Origin of the sequence: Nonomuraea deserti, assembly GCF_004348685.1 — a bacterium.
Taxonomy (GTDB): Bacteria; Actinomycetota; Actinomycetes; order Streptosporangiales; family Streptosporangiaceae; genus Nonomuraea; species Nonomuraea deserti.
Genome location: NZ_SMKO01000029.1, coordinates 1 through 19,429 on the forward strand (window position 1 = coordinate 1; position 19,429 = coordinate 19,429).

The following is a 19,429-nucleotide window of genomic DNA, read 5'->3' on the forward strand; positions in this document are numbered from 1 at the left end:
CCCATCCCCTCCTGGGGCGGACCCCCTCCTCGGGTGACCGTTCCCCGCACTTCCGGCGCTGCCGGCGTGACGTGTCCGCCGGCTGCTTCCGTCACGCAGAGTGACATGCGGCATTCTCGTGAAGCGGACGATTGCGGATGATCAGCCTGACGGATCCATCAGCGAAGGCCGATTTCCACTGTCGCGGATAAGGAAGTACGAACCCGCGGGTGAGGCTCTTAACACCGAGTTGTAGAGGACCATCACCGGCTGCTCACTGTACATCTACGGCTGCGAATAGTAGTGAGATGCTTTTGGGCATGGCAGTCTTGCCCGCTCCCCGCCCCCTCCTGGGAGCTGTGCTTCTCTTGTTCGTCAGCGCCGCCTGGGGGTCGGCCTTCCCGCTGATGAAGGATCTCATCGGCCGTATACCGGTCGAGGATCTGCTCGCTGAGCGTTACGTGCTCGCGGCGCTGACGCTGCTCGCGATCAGGCCTGGCTGCCTCGGGGGTCTTCCGCGGGTGACGTGGATCTACGGGATCATCCTCGGGGTCATGTTCGGGCTCGGGCAGGTCGGGCAGGCGGTCGCCCTGCACGGGCTGCCGTCGGCGGTGTCCGGGTTCGCCGTGGGCTGCAGCGTGGTGATCACGCCGATCCTGGCGCTCATCCTGCACAAGGCGAGGGTGCCGCGGCGGATCTGGGCGGGGGTCGTGCTCGCGCTGGCCGGCATGATGGTGTTCACGCTGCTGCAGGGGATGGAGGACCACGAGGTCTCGGTGCTCGCGCTCGGCGTCACGCTGGCCGCCGCCGCCCTCTACTCCGGCCACACGCTCCTGCTCGCGCATCTGTCCAACCGCGGGGTGGGCTTCCACGCGTACGCGTTGACCGTGATCCAGCTGTTCACCATCGGGCTGCTCACGGGCGGCTACGCCGTGCGCGACGGCATCGTGCTGCCGACCGGCCTGCACGACTGGTCGGTCCTGGCGCATCTGTCGGTGGTCTCGTGCGCGCTGGGCTTCCTGGCCCGCTCGTACGGCCAGGCGCACGTGCCCGCCGTGCCCAGCGCGATCCTGATGTCGTCGCAACCCGTCTGGGTGGCCGCGATCGCGGTGATCTGGTTCGACGAGGCGATGGGCTGGAGCATGGTCGTCGGGGGCGGGCTGATGGCCGGGGCGATGCTCCTCGCACTGCCGGCCAGGTCGGCCGCCCTGCGTCGCGGGCGGGGCCATCGCGATCTCCTCGTGGGCGCCACCAGGACCGCCGCCAAACGGCTCGCCGACCTGAGGATCAAACGGGTGGATCCGCTGCGGCTGGACGGCGCCCCGTCGCCGATCATCGCCAAGACCGCCTGCGAGGACGTCGCGTCGTGCCCCTGGCACACCCGCTCGCTCAAGGGCGGGGGCGAACCGAGCCTGGAGCGGCTGATCGAGCGGGCCACCCTCATCGTCAGGGCACGCAACCTGCCCCGACCCGGCTGCTGCCAGTCGGTCACGCTGCTCGGCAGGTGCCTGTGTGACTTGATGGAGCAGTCCGAACGTACGCGTACCACAGGATTGCACCGCTGGTTTCGCTCCCAATAGGTTACAAATACCATTCAAAAGGCAAGTGGTTTTTATCCGTTAATCCACCACTTATTTAGCATGAACCTTGATATTCGGTGGAGTGCCCTAATAATGGGGAATTACCCCCGAGTGGAGAGGTGCATCATGAAGCGCATCATCGTCCGCAAGCCCGGCACCGTGAGGCTCGCGGGGACCTCCAGCGTCATTCACAAGGGGTGACCGAGACGAGGTCTCACCACAGGGTCCCGGGCGAACCGCATGTCCGGACCGGGCTCGCGCGACTGCTGATGCCGGTGATCGACGGGCACCGGCGGCCGCGTGGCCCGTACACCGTCGCCGCCGCGTTGTTGCGGCACCTGGTGCCGTCCGTTGTGGAACGCTCCAGAGACCTCGTGGCGGCGCACGACATCGAGATCAGGGCGGCCGCGCCGGAGCTGGACGGGATCGTGCCGGCCGTGCGAGTGACGATAGACGCGGAGCTGTCCGAGGAGGAACGCATCCTCGTGCCCGCTCCCCGGCGCACGCTGCGGCTGGCCAACGGGCTCACGGAGTTCTTCCGCGACGCCGTGCCTCCCGGGCGGGCGCTCGTGGTGTGCAACGCCGCCGAGGCCGATGCCACGGACGTCGAGCTGCTCGAGGTCATGATGCGGCGGATCCCGCCCGCCACGCTGGAGATCACGGTGTTCTCCGGCGGACCGCCGCACCCGCCCGACGACCGCGACGCCGACGAGCTGCGGGCCGTGGTGGACCGGTGCGTGCGGGAGGGTTTCCTGCACGCCGTCGCCGAGCTGGGCGAGCTCGGCATGTCACGCACCGAGCCGGGCGGCGCGCTCTGGTGGCGCTTCGCCCAGCGTACGGCGACCGCGCTGGGCGGGCTCGACCGCACCGCCGACGCCCTCGCGGTGTGGGAGCGGGTGCGCGAGGTCAGCCAGGATCCGGCGATGCACGCCGCCGGCGCGTACGGCACCGCCATGCTCGATGCCCGCCACCGCGACCCCGCCCGCCGCGACCTGGTCAGGGCCAGGAAATGGGTCAACGAGGCGATCGCCATCTCCACGCTCCTGCCCGACCCCCTGGAGCGGGCGTTCAAGCTCGGCTTCGACCGCAACGGCCTGGCGTTGATCGAGCTGCGGCACGGCCGGCTCCACGTCGCGCTGGCGCTGGTCGAGTCGGCCATCGAGCTCGCGGGCGAGCTGGGGGAGCGGCACCCGCTGCACCGGATGGTGCTGCTGGCGAACCGGGCCCAGCTGCTGGCCGCGCTCGGGCGTACCAAGGAGGCGCTGGAGGACTACGCCGCCGCGATCGCCGTGGACCCGGTCTTCCCCGACCACTACCTGGAGCGGGGGAACCTGCTGTTCGGGCTCGGCCGGCACGAGGAGGCGCTGGCCGACTTCGAGCAGGCCATGCGGGCCGGGCCGCCACTGCCCGAGGCGCACTACAACCGGGCCGAGCTGCGTACCGTGCGGGGCGACGTCGAGGGGGCGCTGGCCGACCTGGGCCGGGTGATCGAGCTCGACCCCGCGTACGTGGACGCCTACATCAACAGGGCCGGGCTGCTGGCCGCCGCCGGCAGGGACGACGAGGCCAGGGGAGACGTCCAGGCCGGGCTCGCGCTGGACCCGGGCAACCCGCACCTGCTCACGGTGCTGGGCCAGCTGGAGACGGCGGCGGGGCGGCTCGCCGAGGCCAGGGTGGTGCTGGACCTGGCCGTCGGGCAGGCGCCCCGGCTGGCGGCCGCCTGGGGCAACCGGGGAGTGCTGCGTTTCACCGCCGGAGACGTGGAGGGCGCGGCCGAGGACCTGTCGCGGGCCATCGAGCTCCAGCCCCAGCCCGACCTCTACGCCAACCGGGCCGTTGCCCTGCGGGCCCTGGGGCGCGACACCGAAGCGGAGGCGGACGAGCGCCGGGCCGCCCTGCCGTCCTGATGGGACGATGAGTCCATGACGGGGCGTGTGGGGCGGGCTGCCGCAGTGTGCGCCGCGCTCGGAGTGCTGTGGTGGGCCACCGTACGCCTGGCGTGGGCGGGTGTCGGCTGCGACGACTGGGGATGCCTGGTGCCGGCCGTCGGGGTCGTCGTGCTGATCTCGCTGGGCCTGCTCGCCTGGTCGGCCCGCGCGCTGGAGCGGGCCGGGGTACGGCCTGGGCGGCGGGTGGCGCTGGCGGCGGCCGGGGTGCTGGTGGCGTTCCGGCTGGCCGGCGAGTCACTGCCCTCGTGGACGTCGTCGTTCGTGCACGTCGTCGCGGCCGCGCTGGCCTTCGGCGGGGCGGGAGCCGTGGGGGCGTTCGTGACGGAGAAGGGGGTGGCGCGGCGGTGGCGGGTGGCCGCCGTGCTGGCGGTGGTCGCGCTCGTGCCCGTCGCGCTGGCCGTGGCGGTGGTGCGGTCCGGCGCTTGACACATCCCGCGGCGGGGAGGACGTTGTTCCATATACGGAACACGCTCGCTCGCGGAGGTCCTGTCATGCGGCCCAACTCCCGGTTCGCGCACGTCCAGCCGTTCGACATCGACCAGGTGGCGGCCGCCGCCGGGTCCGACCCCGACGTGCTGCGCATGGAGAACCTCGACACCGACGTCCCACCACCGCCCGCCGCCGTCGCCGCGACCAGGGAGTCTCTGGCGGCGGGCACGGGCAACAGCTGGCTGCCGTTCACCGGCCTGCCGGAGCTGTGCGAGGCGATCGCGGCAGACCTGCGCGTCCGCACCGGGCTGGACTTCGACCCCCTCCGCCAGATCGCCATCACCTCGGGCGGCACGTCGGCGGTCATGCCCGTGCTGCTGGCCACCACCGAGCCGGGAGACCCGGTGGTGCTGACCGACCCGACATACGCGGGGCTGCTGCAGCGCGTACGGTTGTCCGGCGCGCGCCCGCACCTCGTGCCGCTGCGCGTCGACGGCGGCTTCTGGAGGCTGGACAGGCCGGCCCTCGACGAGGTCCGCACGGCGGCCGCCCTGCTGCTGATGAGCCCGTCGATGCCGTCGGGCGTGGTCTTCGACCGCGACGACTGGGCCGCCGTCGCCCGGGTCTGCGAGCGCACCGGGGCCTACCTCGTCTATGACGCGGCCATGGAGCGCATCGTCTTCGACGGGCATCCCCGCGTACACCCGTGCCAGGTGGACGGGCTGGCCGAGCGGACGATCATCATCGGCTCGATGTCGAAGGAATATCGCATGATCGGCTGGCGCATCGGCTGGATCGCGGGCCCTCAGGACGTCATGGCCCGGATCATGGTGGCGGTCATCTACAACACCACCGTGGCCAGCGGCTTCCACCAGATCGGCGCCGCCGCCGCCCTCAGGGAGCCGTCGGGCGTCGCCGAGGCGGTGGCCGAATACCAGGCCCGCCACGACACGGTGGTCCAGCAGCTCGACGGGCTGCCCGTGGTCCGGGCCGGCGGCGGCTGGTCCTGCCTGGTGGACGCCGAGGCCCTGGGCATGACGGCGGCCGACCTCTCCGCCCGCCTCCTCGAACGCGGCCGCGTCGCCGCCACCCCGATGACCGCGTGGGGCGAGACGGTCGCCCCCCGCTACGTGCGCCTCGTCTACAGCAACGAACCCGTGCACCGCCTGGCCGACCTCCGCGCCCGCTTCACCACCTCCCTCTGACCACCCTGTCCAACCCCCACGAATCCCGAACCGGCGCCTGCACCGCCTGCACCCCGCATCGCAGCACCGCATCGCACCGGCACCCGCCCGAACCGGCACCCGCCCGAACCGGCACCCGCCCGAACCGGCACCCGGCGCGCGCACGGGCGCGGGCACGGGCACGGGCACGGGCACTCGCACGGGCATGGGCATCCGCGCCCAGCACCTGCAGCGCCCCGCACCGGTGCGGCGCTCAGGGTGTTGCCGGTATGCGCCGGGTCCGCGTGGTGCCGGTGTGGGCCGGTCGGCGTGGTGGCGCGCGAGGACGAAGCCGGGGGTGGGACGGATGGTGGGGCGCGGCCCGGTGCCGGTCAGATCCGGAGCAGGGTCTTGCCGGTTACGCCGCGCGCCTCGATGGCCGCGTGCGCCGCGGCGGCCGACTCCAGGGGGAACGTGGCGCCGATGGTGGGACGCAGGCGCCCGGCGGCGGCCAGCGTGAGCGCCTGCCGGGCCAGGTCGCGCATGTCCGTCGCGGGCCAGGCGACCGCCGTCACGCGCGGGTCGGGCGTGGTCATCGGGCCGCCCGCCATGCCGTACACGCTGATCCTGCCCCCGTCCTTGAGCAATCCTTGCGCGACCGCGCCGGTCTCGCCGCCGACGCCGTCGAAGACCACGTCGAGCCCGCCGGTGGCCGCGCGGACCAGCTCCGTCCAGCCTGGGTCGGTGTAGTCGACGGTCAGTTCCGCCCCCAGGCCGGCCGCGAGGTCGCGCTTGGCGGCGCTGCTCGCGGCGCCGACGACGCGGGCTCCGGCGTCGCGAGCGAGCTGCACGAGCAGGCTCCCCACGCCACCGCCCGCGGCCTCCACCAGCACCCACTCGCCGGGCCGGGGCGCCGCGGCGGTCGCCAGGCCCACCGCGGTGCGCCCGTCGGCGAGCAGCGCCACCGCCACTTCGGGCGACAGGCTCTCCGGGATGGGGATGAGGTCGCCGGCTCCGGCCACCGCCAGCTCCGCGTAACCTCCGTAACCGCCGAGCGTGCTCACCACCTGCGTGCCGACCAGTGCGGGGTCGACGCCTTCGCCCGTGGCCAGCACGGTGCCCGCCACGCCGTTGCCGAGGATCGCGGGCAGCTCGGCCGGCCGCGGCCCGCGACCGGCCCGCACCTGCGTCTCCACGAACGTGATGCCCGCCACCATGACCTTGATCAGCACTTGCCCCGGCCCGGCGACCGGGTCGGGCATTTCCTCCAGGACCAGCGCCTCCGGCCCTCCGCACTGCCGCACCACCACCGCGCGCACGCCGCAACCTCCCTTAATCGGAGCGATTCGCTCCGACAAGTGTAACGGAGCCGTTCGCTCCGGAATATCCTGGACCCCATGAGCAGACGCGGCCGGCAGGCCGAGGCGGCGCGCAACGATCTGCGCCTGTTGCGGGCGGCGCACGAGGTCTTCACCACGCAGGGGTTCGACGCCCCGGTGTCGGCCATCGCCAAGCAGGCGGGCCTGGGCATGGGCAGCCTCTACCGCCGCTACCGCACCAAGGAGGAGCTGCTCCAGCGCCTGTGCCTGATCGCCATGGAGCGTGCCGTGGAGGCCGCGGAGGACGGGCTGGCCGAGGCCGATCCGTGGGACGGCCTGGTCCTGTACGTACGCACGTGCGTGGAGTTCCGTTCCGGCGCGCTGGCCCCGATCGCGGGCACCATCGAGGTGACCGGCGAGATGTGGCGGGTGGCCCGGCTGGCGGAGGTGGTCGCCGACCGGCTCGTCACCAGGGCGCACGAGGCGGGCGTGCTCAGGAGCGACGTGACGGCGCTGGACATCTCGCTGCTCATGGAGCAGTTCAGCCGCCCGGCTCCGGGCCCGCCCGACGAGGGACATCGCAAGGTCAGGGAGCGCCTGCTGGCCATCGCGCTCGACGGCCTGCGCGCGCCCGGCGCCACCGAGCTGCCCGGAGAACCGCCGAGCGTCGAGTGGTACGAAGGGCGATGGGGGAGCGCGCCGTAGGTCTACGGTGGGGTGCGTGTCGTTCAACGAGCTGCTCCGTGACCTCGATGCCGGTGCCAGTGCCCAGGCCGCGGGCATCAGACGTGGCTACGGCGGGCCGCCCGCCCGCCAGGTGAGCATCAAGTCGGGCATGGCGCGCCTGCGCTGCGCCTCCCTGCTCAAGCCCCTGTACGCGTGGGTGAGCGCGGGCCGCATCCCCGACGCCGAGCGGTGGCGGCGCCACGCCGAGCCCGCCGTGGTCATCTCGTCGAACGCCGACACGCTCAACCTGTGGCTGGCCATCGGCCCCGGCGTCATCCTCGACGACATCCGCCGGCGCACGGGCGTGGCCTGGTCACCGCCGAACGGAGACCCGTCCAGGTTCGGCTCGGTCGAGGTCGCCGCCGACGAGGTCGCGACCGCGTACGCGGTGCTCGCCCAGGCCGGGGCGGCGGGCGATCCGGCCGCGGCGACCGTCATGGAGTGGATGCGGCAGGTCGAGGGGGCGCAGACGTTCGGAGCGCGCGAGGCGACACGCTCGCCGGAGGCCGCGGTCAAGTGCGGCTGGTACGGCGCCCCCGACGAGACCTGCCTGCGTACGCACGCCGTGACCGTCCTGCCCAGGGGCGGCACGCGCACCACCGTGGCCGTGGCGTTGACCGCGCAGCCCTACACCGGCCCGCGCGAACGCGAGCTCTACCAGGAGCAGGTCAACCAGGGGCTGTCCGTGGAGGCCGAGCACGAGAAGGTGTCCGGCACGCTCCTGCGCGGGCTGCTGGCGGCGACGCTGGCGGAGCTGGGCCACTCGGCGGGAGGCGACGCGTGAAGTTCACGGTTCTGGGCGGATGCGGCGCCTGGCCGGCGGCGGGCCAGGCGTGCAGCGGTTACGTCGTGGAGGAGGAGGGCTTCGTGCTCTACGTCGACCCCGGCTACGCCACGCTGCCCAGGCTGCTGGAGCGCCGGCAGGCCGGCGAGGTCGACGCGGTGCTGGTCACCCACGGCCATCCCGACCACTGCGCCGATCTCAACCCGCTGCTGCGCGCCCGCGCGCTCGCCGGCCGGTCCGTTCCCCCGCTGCCCGTCCACGCTCCGCCGGGCGCGCTCGACGCCGTCCTGGCGCTGGACAACCGGCGCATGCTGGCCGGCAGCTTCGTGGCGCACGAGCTGGCGCCCGGCGTTCCGCGGCACCTCGGGCCCCTCCGCCTCGACCCCTTCGACCTGCCGCACCACGTGCCCAACGCGGGGCTGCGGCTGAGCGCCGGAGGCCGGGTGATCGCCTACACCGGCGACACGGGGCCGTCCGGCTCCTTGGTGGCGTTGGCGAAGGATGCGGACTTGTTCGTGGCAGAGGCGACATATCCGGAACGGGTGCCGGATGAGGATGCGCCTTACCTGTCCAGCGCCCTCGACGCGGGCCGCACCGCGGCGTCGGCCGGCGCGGCCCGGCTGCTGCTCACCCACCTGTGGCCGGACACCCCTTCCGAGCCCGCACTGGAGGCGGCCGCCACGTCGTACGACGGCCCCCTCGGGGTCGCGTCCGCGGGCGTCACCGTGGATCTGCCGTGAGCGCCGCCACGACCTCGGCCAGCAGGGGAGGCTCGACCCCGTCGGGCAGCTCCTCGGCCCAGGCGTGGCCGCGGAAGACGTGGCGCTCCTCCTCCGTCAGCGCCTTGGGGACCACCTTCGGACGGACCTCGTCGAACACCGCCAGGAAGAACGGCTCCGTCTTCACGTACCGGACTCCGAGCCACGAGAAGTCCCGTCCGACCTCGACGCATCTGCCGGACACGGCCGAGCCCGGCAGCCCGGTCTCCTCGGTCAGCTCGCGCCTGGCCGCCTCCAGCGCCGTCTCGCCGGGGTCGATGCCGCCGCCCGGCGGCTCCCAGACGTCCATCCGGCTGACCGGGTCGTACCAGTGCATGAGCAGCACCCGGCCGTCACGGTCGAGACAGACGACGCGCGCCGCGGGGCGGTCACTGACGCTCTCCTGTGGGGTGTTCATCCGGGAAGAGACTACCCAGGGCGTCCCGCAGGCCGTCCGGGTAGGGCGCGAAGTACGTCTGGTCGCGCACGTAACCGGTGGCCTGCCGGTGCAGCAGCGTCGCGGGGCGGCTCAGCGGCGCCCGGCCCGCCCGGTAGGCGTCGATGGCGGCCAGCGCCTCGTCCCGCCTGGCGGGGTCGAGGCCGAGCATGCCGAGGCAGTGCTGCAGCACGTTGACGTTCTTGCCGACCGTGGCGGGAGTGGCGAGTGCCCGCCGGAACACTTCGGCGTACTCGCCCGCCACCGCACCCGGCGGGCGGATGCCAGCCCCGGCCACCACACGCCCGGCCTCGCGGTAACGCGCGGGGTCGTGGGCGAGCACCTGCATCTTGTGCCGGGTGTGGAACTCGATCAGGTCGCGCGGCCCCCAGTCGCCGGCCAGCAACGTACGCAGCCTGGCGTGCGCGAAGATCCGCTCCGCGAAGCGCGCCAGCGCCCGCGCGTCGTCGCCGGCCACGAGCAGCGGCAGCGCTTCGCCGCCGCCGACGGCTCCGCCGGCGACGCGGCCGTCCACGCCGATCTCCCCCGCCGTCCTGCCGGGCACCCACTCGACGTACGGCCCGAGCACGCCGGCCAGGAGACGGTCGCTCACGGGAAGGCGAGCGACCGCCACGCGAGGCCGTACGGCGGGCATCTTCACAGTGGAGCCCGGCGGCGCGGAGCCGGGCAACCAACCCAGGGAAGATCAGTGCCGGCCTTCGTCAAGGAGGCCTGCCCGCGTCAGCGCTTCATCGCGCCGTCGGCGATCGCGTCGGCCGCGTCGCCGATGGACACGCCCACGATCTCCAGGCGGCGCACCAGCTCGCGCTGCTTCATCGCGTCCGCGGTGAGCTCTCCCGAGAAGATCCGCGAGATCTCGTACTGGTACATCCGCCGGATGGCCCCGCCCGCCTTCTTCGCCTCCAGCGCGTCCTGCACCACCGCGGAGGGACGCGAGGCGAGGTCGCGGACGGCGTTCTCCAGGGCGTCGATGCCGACGATGACCTGGTCGAGCAGGGGGGTGAAGCGGATCTGGTCGGGCACCCGGTAGAGATGGGACTCGCGGACGAAGTCCCGCAGCGAGTCGAGCACGTCGTCGATCGAGCGCGACAGCCTGAACAGGTCCTCGCGGTCGATGGGCGTGACCAGGGCCGTCTTGAGCTCGTCGACGAGCCGGGCCCGTTCCTCGTCGCCGAGGTGCTCGATCGCGCGCATCTGCTCGTGCGCGCCTGTCCTGCCCACCTCACCGCCGATCATGGCCATGGCCAGCCACGCGCCCTCCTTGGTGGCCTCCAGCTGCCCGAGCAGCGCCTCCGTGAGCGCGCTGTCCATTCGACCGGTCATGAGGTCGCGGATCCGCCGCAGCCGCTTCACGGCCCGGCCGCCTTCGATGCGCAACGGCGCTCCACCGCTCGCCCTCCCCTTCATGTCAGTTCCACGCTCGCGATCCCCTTCACCATCGACGCCAGCGCCCAGCCGAGCAGCCCGCTCGCCGGCAGGGTCAGCAGCCAGGCAACAACGATCTTGACGGCGGCGTACCAGCGGACCCGGCCGCCCCCCTGCGCGACGCCCGCGCCGATGAGCCCGCCGGCGATGGACTGGGTCATGCTCACCGGCATGCCGACGGACGCGGAGGCGATCACCGCCGTGCCCGCGGCCAGCTCCGCCACGACTCCGTGCGGTGGCCTGGAGGCGATGATCTCGCGGCCGAGCGTACGGCCCGCCTTGGGCAGGCCGTACAGGGTGCCGAGGCCGAACAGGACGGCCACCAGCGACGTGTACGTCAGCGGCGCGCCCGGGAAGCCCAGCGCGATCATGAACACGGCCAGCATCTTCTGCCCGTCGTTGGCCGCGTACGCGAGGGTCTGGAGCAGGAAGCCCGCCCAGTGCCAGCGCGGCAGCGCGCGCGCCGTGGTCACGGTGACCAGGACCCGGATGAGCACCCAGGCCAGCAGGCCTCCCGCGAAGGGAGCCGCCAGCCCGAACGCCAGCACCAGCCCCACCGACCCGGCCGAGACCGGCAGCCCCCAGCCCAGCCCGGCGCCGGTGAGACCGCCCACGACGGCGAGCGTGAGGCTGGTCGGCCGGCCCTTCGCGCTGAGCACGGTCACCACGATCAGCGCCGCGACCACCGCGCACGTCATCGCCAGCCGCCCGCCCGGCTCGTCGAAGGTGGCCAGCCTGGTCACGAACGTGAGCGCCACCTGGTGCGTGACCAGCGGAACCAGCGCCACCATCAGCACCAGCACGAGAACACCGGTCGCCGGGCGCACCGTGGGCAGTTTGAGGCCGGTCGCCAGGACGGCGCCGCCGTCGTTGACCCCGGAAACGACGGCGAACAGACCGGCGACCACGATCAGCACGACGGCGTCCAACGGCAAGCGCTCCATCCCGGCCCGCCCTGCCCGGGCGGGGCCAGCTCGATCCACTCACGGCACTCATGGCGGAAAGACGACTGCCCCGTGACCCCCGGATACAGTCTTTCCTCGATGACCAAGAACTACCCGCGTTCGTGTGGAAGATGGATGAAGACCTCGTTTTGCGGCTGATTGCCCGGCGGAGACCCGTGGGGTCAACCCCTGGTCAGCCGCTCATGACCGGACACTTCGCCGCCCTCGACCGCACATTGGAAACCCCGTCGCGGCAGGTACTCTCGGACGCGGCCGCCTCGGTTGTACGCTGCCCAGACCGACCGCAAGGCGCCCGCTAACCCCACGCCCGCGAGAGTGAAGGCATGACCGATCCCGCCGAGTACATACTGACGTTGTCGTGTCCCGACCGGCCCGGTGTGGTGGCCGCCGTCTCCGGCCTGCTGGCCGCCCGCGGTTGCACCATCATCGAGAGCCAGCAGTTCGGAGACAGGGCCGCCCACCGGTTCTTCATGCGCGTGCAGTTCGCGGGCCCGCTGGGGGAGGACGAGATCACCAGCGCCTTCGCCGAGCTCGCGCCCGACTTCGCCATGGAGTTCAGGCTGCGCGACGTGGCGAGGAAGCCGCGGGTGCTGATCATGGTCAGCAAGTTCGACCACTGCCTCAACGACCTGCTCTACCGGGTGCGGGCCAAGTCGCTCGACATCGAGATCGTCGCGGTGGCCTCCAACCATCCCGACCTGCGCCCGCTCACTCAGGCGCACGGCATCGACTATCACCACCTGCCGATCACGCCCGAGACCAAGGCCAGGCAGGAGGCCGAGGTGCTGGCGCTGGTCGAGCACTATCAGGTCGACCTGGTGGTGCTGGCCCGCTATATGCAGGTGCTGTCGGAGGAGCTCTGCGAGAAGCTGGCGGGCCGGGCCATCAACATCCACCACTCGTTCCTGCCGTCGTTCAAGGGCGCCAGGCCCTATCGCCAGGCGCACGACCGCGGGGTCAAGCTGATCGGCGCCACCGCCCACTATGTGACCTCCGACCTCGACGAGGGGCCGATCATCGAGCAGGAGGTGGCCAGGGTCAACCACAGTCACTCGCCCGAGGACCTCGCGGCCATCGGGCGTGACGTGGAGTGCGTGGCGCTGGCCAGGGCCGTCACGTGGCACGCCGAGCAGCGCGTGCTGCTCGACGGGCACAAGACCGTCGTCTTCCCCCGCTGAGCTCTCCTAGCGCTCGCCGATGGCGCCGACGAGCAGCGGGCCCGACAGCAGGCCGGCGGTGAACTCCACCCCGGTGATCCGGGCCGCCAGCAGGAACGCCCGGGCCAGGCCGTTGGCCGACATGTCCTCCCACCGCGCCTCCCACCCGTCGTGCTCCTCCTCGGGGGTCAGCCCCACCTCGCACATCAGCTCGTTGAGCCGGTCCTTGTCATCGCCATGCCGCTCGCTGGGCATGATGGGCCGGAAGGTGGTGACGACGGCGCCGTCGACCGCGTAGCTGAAGTCGTCCTCCGCGTAGTCGTGCCTGCCCACGGTCACCACCTCACAGCCCTGCGAGAGCGGCGCGATGACCTCCGGCAACGTCGCCGTCCAGCCCCACAGCTCGACCGCGACGCACCACTCGCCGACCGGGACCACGCCGACGTGACCGCCGCCGTCACCCCCGCCGGTCCCCTCGACGAACGCGTGGACCTGCTCGTCCAGCTCGGCGAAGCTCAGCTCTCGGCCCGGCGGCCCGGCCGGGCCGAAGCGGCGCAGCACCTCGGCGGGGCCGAGCCCGCGGAAGAAGGACACGCAGTAGATGTCGCCCAGGGGGTTGACCGGGTCGCCGTCGGCGGCCTGGAGCCAGCGGTAGGGGGCGAGCGGATCGTTGGTCATGCCCCCAGATCGTGGCAGCCGCCACCGACAGAAACCCGTCAGGGCCGGTACGTCCCGAAGTACCAGGCGTTGCCCTCCGGGTCGGCGCAGCCGTACTCGCGTGACCCGTACGGCTGGTCCACGAGGTCCATGGTGATGCGGGCACCCGCGGCCCTCGCCCGGTCGTGATGGGCGTCGACGTCGTCGGCCGCGACGTAGATCCCCGGACCGCCCGGCTCACCTTGGCCGATCATGATGATGTCGTCACCGACGATCAGCTCGGCGTGGTTGACGGCGCCCTCGTCGTTCTTGGCCACCTCGTGCACCCCGAACCCGAACGCGGAGGTCAGGAAGTCGAGCGCGGCCTGGCAGTCGTGGTATCTGGCCAGTGCGTATACGGTTCTGCTCATACACCTCAGTGTGCCCGTTCCGAGGGCTCGGGTCTTGGATGAATCTGACCGGGCGTCGTGTCGCCCAGCACCCGGAACTCACGGTTCATGTGGGCCTGGTCGTAGAAGCCGCACTCCGCCGCCACCCGCGCGATGGAGGTGCCCGCCCGCAACAGCCGCGCCGCCCTGCCGAACCTGATCACCCGCGCGGCCGTCTTCGGCGTGAGCCCGACCTGGTCGTGGAAACGGGCGACGAGATGGCGATGGCTCCAGCCGAGCGACTCGGCCAGCGACGACACGCTCAGGCGGCCTCCCGACTCCAGCAGCCGGGCCCACGCCCACGGCAGCTCAGGACCCGGCTCAGGGCCGGACAGGATGCGCTCGCACAGCAGCCGGTCGGCCAGCGCCAGCCGGTCATGCCATGACGGCGTCTCGGCCAGCCTGCCGACCACCGTGTCCTCCCACGCCCCGGGCAGGTCGCCGACCGGCACGACCCGGTTGGTCAGATGCCGCATCGGCAGGCCGTAGAGCCGGCGCGCCCCGAACGGCGTGAGGAACACCTCCACGCCCTCCGTCGGCCCCGTCGTGCGCGTGACGGTGAAGCGGTCGCCGAGCCCGCCCGCGAACGCCGAGACCCGCTGCCCCTGCACCTCCATCGGCGTGCCGAAGGCGAGGATCAGCACGGCCCCCGGCATCGCCATCTCGGACCTGGTCACCGGCTCGGCGTATCGCTCGCTGTAGGCGCACAGGCGCGTCACGTAGGGGCGCAGGAGGGCGCTGGGGGCGGCCTCGACCATGGACGGCCCCAACGCGCTCATGGTGTCGAGGCTACAAGCCGGTGTGCCGTGCCAGGAAGGTGAGCGTGTCGGCCGACAGGTCGACCGTCCTGCTCACCGAGCGGGCGCCGTGGCCCACCTCCGTCTCGTTGCGCAGCAGCACGGGACGCTCGCTCGTCGTGGCGTGCTGGAGCGCCGCGCACATCTTCCACGCGTGCATCGGGTGCACGCGCGTGTCGGACTGGAAGACGGTGAAGAGCGTCGCGGGATAGGCGACCCCCTCGTTGACTTGGTGGTAGGGCGAGTAGGCCCGCAGCCAGGCGAACGGCTGGGGGTCGTCGGCGGAGCCGTATTCGACGTTCCAGGTGGCGCCCAGCCCGAACCTCTCGTACCTGATCATGTCGAGCAGCGGCGCGGAGCAGACGACGGCGGAGTAGAGTTCGGGGCGCTGCGTCAGCGCGGCGCCCACGAGCAGGCCTCCGTTGGAGCCGCCGGAGATGCCGAGCTGCTCCTTCGTGGTGACGCCGGTGGCGATGAGATGCTCGGCGGCCGCGTGGAAGTCGTCGAACACGTTCTGCTTGTTGGCCAGCATGCCCGCGCGGTGCCACTCCTCGCCCTCCTCGCCGCCGCCGCGCAGGTTGGCGATGGCGTAGACGCCGCCCGCCTCCACCCAGGCCAGGATCGAGGCGGAGTAGCCGGGCGTCATGGACAGGCCGAAGCCGCCGTAGCCGTAGAGGATCGTGGGGCGAGGGCCGGAGGCCTCGCCGGCCGGAGAGATGATCAGCATGCGGACGTCGGTGCCGTCGTGGGACCGGTAGACGACCTGCGAGGTGCGCACCTCCGGCACCTCCACCGCGCCGGGGGAGGCGGCCCAGAGCGTGGTCTCGCCGGTGCGGGCGTCGTAGCGCTGGATGGTGGGCGGCGTGGTGTTGTCGGTGTAGCCGAACCACGCCTCGTGGCCGCCCTCGGGACGCTCGGCGATGCCGCCGATGGAGCCGAGGCCGGGCGCGGGCACCTCGCCCACGCGCTCGCCGGTCTCGAGGTCGTGCACGGTGATCTCGCTGATGGCGTGGCGGGTCCAGCCCACCAGCATGACCGGGCGCTCGAGGTCGTCGAGGATCGCGAAGTCGCTCAGCACCGCCTCGGGATCCTCGGGGACGAGGTCGCGCCAGGTCTCGAAGCCCGGCGCGGCCGGGTCGGCGAGGCACACCCTGCCCCGCGGCGCGTCGCGGTCGGTGTGGACGTAGAGGCGGCCGTCGCGGCCGAACAGCAGCGCCGACTGCGCGTCCACGCCTTCCTGCACCACCCGCAGCTCGGGCCGGTCGGCGGGGGACTCCGTCAGGTCGGCCACCCAGATGTCGTTGCGCGGCGCGGTGCCCTCGTGCGCCGAGACCTGCAGCCAGCGCCCGTCACGCGAGACGGAGACGCCGTAGTAGTTGGTCATCTTCAGGTCCTGCCCGAAGATCATCACGTCGTCCTCGGTGGAGGTGCCGACGCGGTGGAGGTAGACGCGGCGGTGGAACTGCGTCTCGTTCTCCGGCACCTCGGTGCTGGGCAGCCGGCGCACGTAGTAGAACGCCTCCCCGCCGGGCACCCAGGCGACGGGGGAGTAGCGGCAGCGGTCGATGGGCCCCTCGACGCGCTGCCCCGTCGCGACGTCCATGACGTAGAGGACCGACTCCTCGTTGCCCCCCACCGAGATCTGGTAGGCGAGCAGGCGGCCCTCCTTGTCGGGCTGCACCGCGTCGAGCGTGGTCAGACCGGAGGGGTCGATGTCGATGGGGTCGATCAGCGCCCGCTCGGTGCCGTCGGGCTCGACGACGTAGTAGACGGCGTGCTCCTGGTCGGGGGTGCGGCGGGAGAAGAAGTGGCGCCCGCCGCGCCAGGCAGGCACGCCCACCGAGCCCGACCTGAGCAACTCCGCGATGCGGCTCTTGAAACGTTGCGGACCGCGCTCCCGGCTGAACAGCTCGGCCTGCGCGAGCAGCCATCCCTTGGTCTCGGGACCGTCGGGGTCCTCGAGCCACCGGTAGGGGTCGGGCACGGGTGTTCCGTGCAGGATGTCACTGGTTTCTTCGCGTCGTGCGGTCGGGTACGGCTCTCGCGTCATGCCAGGAACCCTATGCCAACGGGGATGCGTAAAGCGCTGGTCGAGCGGGCATAAAACGTACCGTGCGTCCCTTTAGTCAGTCCGTCGGATGCTTTTGGGGTGGCGGGGACCACGGTGCAAACGCCAGACTTGGTGACAGGACGGTGCCGTGGTGACCATCCGCTGGGCCGTCCGGCGGAGGTCCACGTGACGGAAGCACGAGTGCCCCAGGAGGGGCCGACAGGCGGGACATGCCGCGGCATGTCCCCTTTGATACGCGCGCAGCAGGGAGAGGCCCGATGATGCGCCAAGTCCTGCTGCTCAACGCCACCTACGAGCCACTGACCACCCTCTCGCTGCACCGGGCCATCGTGCTGGTGCTGCGGGAGAAGGCCGACGTCGTGCACCGCGACGGCCGGGGCGCGGTGCTGCGTTCCGCGAGCCGTACGCTCGACGTCCCCTCGGTGATCAGGCTCCGCAGATACGTCCGCATTCCCTACCGGTCGCGCATCCCGCTGACCAGGGCCGCCCTCATGCGGCGCGACGACTACCGCTGCGCCTACTGCGGGCAGCGGGCCGAGACCATCGACCACGTCGTCCCGCGGTCCAGGGGAGGCACGCACACCTGGGAGAACTGCGTGGCCTCGTGCACGACCTGCAACCACAGGAAGGCCGACAAATACCTGGAGGAGCTGGGGTGGACGCTTCGCGTCAGCCCGGCGGTGCCGCGGGGCGCCCACTGGAGGCTCATCGGCGCCTCGCTCGTCGGGGACCCGCAGTGGGCGCCCTACCTCGATGCCGCGGCCTGAAAGGTTTTGATGCGGGGGTTCGCGTCCTGACAACATGAGCAGGCATGTGGACCTTCACCTCAGAGGTTGAGGAGTACGCCGCGGTCGCCGAGCCCTTCCTGCTCGGCGACCCGGTGCGCAACACCGTCCCGCTGACCGTCCTGGCCAACCTGCGCGCGGGCATGCCCGCCAAGGATCCGCTCTTCGGCTGGTGGACGGTGGACGACGAGGTTCGCGGCGCGGTCTTCCGCACTCCGCCGCATCCCATCGGCCTCTTCTCGATGCCCGTCGAGGCCGTCGCGCCCCTGGTCGAGGCGCTCGATCGCGAGCTGCCCACGCTCGTGGGCCCCGTCGAGGTGACCTCCGAGGCCGTCCGGCTGCTCGGGAAGCCCGGCAGAACGGTGTCGGAGCGGCTCTACCGCCTCGGCACCCTCACCGTGCCCGACGTGCCCGGCCGGGGCAGGATCGCCGTCCCCGGCGACTTCCCGCTGCTGGTGAGCTGGTATCACGCGTTCCACGACGAGGTGGAGATGCCCGCGGCCGACCTGGCCGAGCGGGCGGCGCAGCGGCTGGCGCGCCGCGAGCTGTTCGTGTGGGAGGTGGACGAGGCGCCGGTCTCTTTCGCCGGGCTCTCACCGGCGGCCGGCGGGGTCTGCCGCATCGGGCCCGTCTACACACCACCTTCGTGCCGCAGGCGCGGCTACGGCGCCGCCGTCACGGCCTTCGCCAGCCGGACAGGCCTGGCCGAGCGGTGCGAGCACGTCGTGCTCTTCACCGACCTGGACAACCCGACGAGCAACGCCATCTACCAGGCCATCGGCTACGAGCCGGTGTCCGACTACGCGCATCTCACCTATTGACGGCGAGGCGCGGCAGCCCTTGATGGCCGTACGCCCGCCGGCGGTAAACTCGGCTCATGCCGCGATACGACTTCCGCTGCCGCGCCTGCGGCTCCACGTTCGAGGTCTCCCGCTCCATGTCGGCCTCCAACGACCCGGCCCCCTGCCCCGAGGGCCACGACGACACGGTGAAGCTGCTGTCCACGGTGTCCATGACGGGCGGCGCGGCCGCACCTCAGGGGGGCGGCGGCTGCTGCGGCGGAGGTTGCTGCTCCTCCTGAGAGGCCACGCACCGGTGGCGTCGACGGTCGCGCCCGGCCGGGCTTCACGGCGTAGCTCCGGCCGGCCTCGTCACCGGCCCGCCCGCCGGGATCGGCGAGCAGATCCCGCGCCTCCGCCTGGCCGGAGCACGCCGTCTTGAGCACGCCGCTCAGCCACGGGCAGCGCGCTCTCCACGACGACCTGGCGGGCCGCCGGCCGCTGTGGCGCGGCGGCCAGGAAGCGGGGCGCCGGCGGACGGGCCCGTACACCCGGATGCCACGACCAGCAGGGCTGATGAGCCGGATCCCCCGGACGCGCACGCGGGGGAGCCTGGCCCCCCGGCCCAACGGCCGGGGGCACGGCCGGCCGGACAAGCGGCAGGGCTCTTACGCGGCCCTGGCGCGCTTGCGGCGCTGGAACGGCAGGAACCGGTCGGCGAGATGCGGTCGGGACGGCGTGAGCGTGGGTTCGACCGCGATGATCCGGTCGAACCTGAACGCCCTGATGGCCCGGCGCATCCTGCACACGCCGACCAGATACCAGTATTCGCGGTGGACCAGGCAGGTCACCGGCTCGACGTCGCGCGCGGTGACGGTGCCGTAGGCGTCGCGGTAGTGGAGGCGGATCATGAGGCGGCTGGTGATGGCGTCGGCCATGAGCCTGGCCCGGGAGGCGACGTCGACGGGCAGCGGCTCGGTGAGGGTCGCGAGGGTGGTGGAGATGACGTCGTCGTCGAGCTCCAGGTGCTCGAGTGCGTGCTGCAGGCCACGCCTGGCGGTGACGGCCTGCGGACCCGCTCCGAGGTGGGCGAGGGAGAGGGCGAGGGCGGCGATCTCGGCGGTCGTCAGCGGGCGAGTATCGTGCTTCACGACTGTCGTCATACCCCAAGAATACGGACGACCACCGACAATTTTCGAAAATCTGTGCGGCGAGGGAGGG

General features: G+C 72.2%; 21 protein-coding genes. 11 read left to right on the forward strand and 10 right to left on the reverse strand.

Annotated features, from left to right (window positions below; all coding sequences use genetic code 11):
• Positions 1-338 precede the first annotated feature (338 nt).
• The 4 genes from E1292_RS14060 (at position 339) to E1292_RS14075 (ending at position 5,142) form a co-directional block, all read left to right on the forward strand.
• Positions 339-1,559: a DMT family transporter gene (locus E1292_RS14060; protein ID WP_165974527.1), complete on the forward strand. Its 1,221-nt coding sequence runs from the start codon at positions 339-341 to the stop codon at positions 1,557-1,559.
• Between the two features lie 269 nt (positions 1,560-1,828).
• Positions 1,829-3,466: a tetratricopeptide repeat protein gene (locus E1292_RS14065; protein ID WP_132595584.1), complete on the forward strand. Its 1,638-nt coding sequence runs from the start codon at positions 1,829-1,831 to the stop codon at positions 3,464-3,466.
• Between the two features lie 15 nt (positions 3,467-3,481).
• The gene (locus E1292_RS14070; RefSeq protein ID WP_132595585.1) at positions 3,482-3,934 is read left to right on the forward strand and encodes a hypothetical protein; all 453 of its coding nucleotides are present in this window, start codon (positions 3,482-3,484) and stop codon (positions 3,932-3,934) included.
• Positions 3,935-3,999: 65 nt separating this feature from the next.
• Positions 4,000-5,142: a pyridoxal phosphate-dependent aminotransferase gene (locus tag E1292_RS14075; RefSeq protein ID WP_132595586.1), complete on the forward strand. Its 1,143-nt coding sequence runs from the start codon at positions 4,000-4,002 to the stop codon at positions 5,140-5,142.
• Between the two features lie 350 nt (positions 5,143-5,492).
• Here the strand turns inward: E1292_RS14075 and E1292_RS14080 are convergent, their stop codons facing one another.
• Positions 5,493-6,419 (reverse strand): zinc-binding dehydrogenase, encoded by a 927-nt coding sequence (locus tag E1292_RS14080; protein ID WP_132595587.1) that lies wholly within the window; start codon positions 6,417-6,419, stop codon positions 5,493-5,495.
• A 78-nt stretch (positions 6,420-6,497) separates the two neighbouring features.
• On the opposite strand from E1292_RS14080, the gene E1292_RS14085 reads away from it, so the two are divergent.
• Genes E1292_RS14085 through E1292_RS14095 form a run of 3 tightly spaced genes read left to right on the forward strand, consistent with a single transcriptional unit; the run spans position 6,498 to position 8,669 of the window.
• Positions 6,498-7,124: a TetR/AcrR family transcriptional regulator gene (locus E1292_RS14085; protein ID WP_246090107.1), complete on the forward strand. Its 627-nt coding sequence runs from the start codon at positions 6,498-6,500 to the stop codon at positions 7,122-7,124.
• Positions 7,125-7,140: 16 nt separating this feature from the next.
• Entirely contained in the window at positions 7,141-7,929 is a 789-nt protein-coding gene (locus E1292_RS14090; RefSeq protein ID WP_132595588.1) for a hypothetical protein, read from the forward strand.
• Positions 7,926-8,669, forward strand: a complete 744-nt coding sequence (locus E1292_RS14095) for an MBL fold metallo-hydrolase (protein WP_132595589.1) — start codon at positions 7,926-7,928, stop codon at positions 8,667-8,669. The genes E1292_RS14090 and E1292_RS14095 overlap by 4 nt, the downstream gene beginning before the upstream one ends.
• Here the strand turns inward: E1292_RS14095 and E1292_RS14100 are convergent.
• The 4 genes from E1292_RS14100 to E1292_RS14115 form a co-directional block, all read right to left on the reverse strand.
• Positions 8,650-9,105 carry an NUDIX domain-containing protein gene (locus E1292_RS14100; RefSeq protein ID WP_132595590.1) on the reverse strand — a complete coding sequence of 152 codons (456 nt, stop codon included), beginning with the start codon at positions 9,103-9,105 and terminating at the stop codon, positions 8,650-8,652. The genes E1292_RS14095 and E1292_RS14100 overlap by 20 nt on opposite strands.
• Positions 9,077-9,736, reverse strand: a complete 660-nt coding sequence (locus E1292_RS14105) for a YbgA family protein (RefSeq protein ID WP_246090108.1) — start codon at positions 9,734-9,736, stop codon at positions 9,077-9,079. Before E1292_RS14105 ends, E1292_RS14100 begins: the two co-directional genes overlap by 29 nt.
• A gap of 128 nt (positions 9,737-9,864) precedes the next feature.
• On the reverse strand, positions 9,865-10,521 hold the full coding sequence (locus E1292_RS14110) for a DUF47 domain-containing protein (RefSeq protein WP_246090109.1): 657 nt from the start codon (positions 10,519-10,521) through the stop codon (positions 9,865-9,867).
• Between the two features lie 26 nt (positions 10,522-10,547).
• Positions 10,548-11,498: an inorganic phosphate transporter gene (locus tag E1292_RS14115; protein ID WP_132595592.1), complete on the reverse strand. Its 951-nt coding sequence runs from the start codon at positions 11,496-11,498 to the stop codon at positions 10,548-10,550.
• Positions 11,499-11,857: 359 nt separating this feature from the next.
• On the opposite strand from E1292_RS14115, the gene purU reads away from it, so the two are divergent.
• Positions 11,858-12,712 carry a formyltetrahydrofolate deformylase gene (gene purU / locus E1292_RS14120; protein WP_132595593.1) on the forward strand — a complete coding sequence of 285 codons (855 nt, stop codon included), beginning with the start codon at positions 11,858-11,860 and terminating at the stop codon, positions 12,710-12,712.
• Between the two features lie 6 nt (positions 12,713-12,718).
• On the opposite strand, the gene E1292_RS14125 is transcribed toward purU, so the two are convergent.
• Genes E1292_RS14125 through E1292_RS14140 form a run of 4 tightly spaced genes read right to left on the reverse strand, consistent with a single transcriptional unit; the run spans position 12,719 to position 16,623 of the window.
• Positions 12,719-13,369, reverse strand: coding sequence for a DUF6461 domain-containing protein (locus tag E1292_RS14125; RefSeq protein WP_132595594.1), 651 nt, complete (start codon positions 13,367-13,369; stop codon positions 12,719-12,721).
• A 38-nt stretch (positions 13,370-13,407) separates the two neighbouring features.
• Positions 13,408-13,758: a VOC family protein gene (locus E1292_RS14130; RefSeq protein WP_132595595.1), complete on the reverse strand. Its 351-nt coding sequence runs from the start codon at positions 13,756-13,758 to the stop codon at positions 13,408-13,410.
• Between the two features lie 5 nt (positions 13,759-13,763).
• Positions 13,764-14,555 (reverse strand): helix-turn-helix domain-containing protein, encoded by a 792-nt coding sequence (locus E1292_RS14135; protein ID WP_132595596.1) that lies wholly within the window; start codon positions 14,553-14,555, stop codon positions 13,764-13,766.
• 10 nt (positions 14,556-14,565) lie between these two features.
• Positions 14,566-16,623 carry a prolyl oligopeptidase family serine peptidase gene (locus E1292_RS14140; protein ID WP_132595597.1) on the reverse strand — a complete coding sequence of 686 codons (2,058 nt, stop codon included), beginning with the start codon at positions 16,621-16,623 and terminating at the stop codon, positions 14,566-14,568.
• A 281-nt stretch (positions 16,624-16,904) separates the two neighbouring features.
• Between E1292_RS14140 and E1292_RS14145 the strand changes: the two genes are divergently transcribed.
• The 3 genes from E1292_RS14145 to E1292_RS14155 are packed head-to-tail and all read left to right on the forward strand — an operon-like array spanning position 16,905 to position 18,510.
• Positions 16,905-17,411, forward strand: coding sequence for an HNH endonuclease (locus E1292_RS14145; RefSeq protein ID WP_132595639.1), 507 nt, complete (start codon positions 16,905-16,907; stop codon positions 17,409-17,411).
• Positions 17,412-17,455: 44 nt separating this feature from the next.
• Entirely contained in the window at positions 17,456-18,250 is a 795-nt protein-coding gene (locus tag E1292_RS14150; protein WP_132595598.1) for a GNAT family N-acetyltransferase, read from the forward strand.
• 56 nt (positions 18,251-18,306) lie between these two features.
• Positions 18,307-18,510, forward strand: coding sequence for an FmdB family zinc ribbon protein (locus E1292_RS14155; protein WP_132595599.1), 204 nt, complete (start codon positions 18,307-18,309; stop codon positions 18,508-18,510).
• A gap of 366 nt (positions 18,511-18,876) precedes the next feature.
• On the opposite strand, the gene E1292_RS14160 is transcribed toward E1292_RS14155, so the two are convergent.
• Complete coding sequence (locus tag E1292_RS14160) at positions 18,877-19,371, reverse strand: helix-turn-helix transcriptional regulator (protein ID WP_165974528.1); 495 nt, start codon at positions 19,369-19,371, stop codon at positions 18,877-18,879.
• Positions 19,372-19,429: the final 58 nt, after the last annotated feature.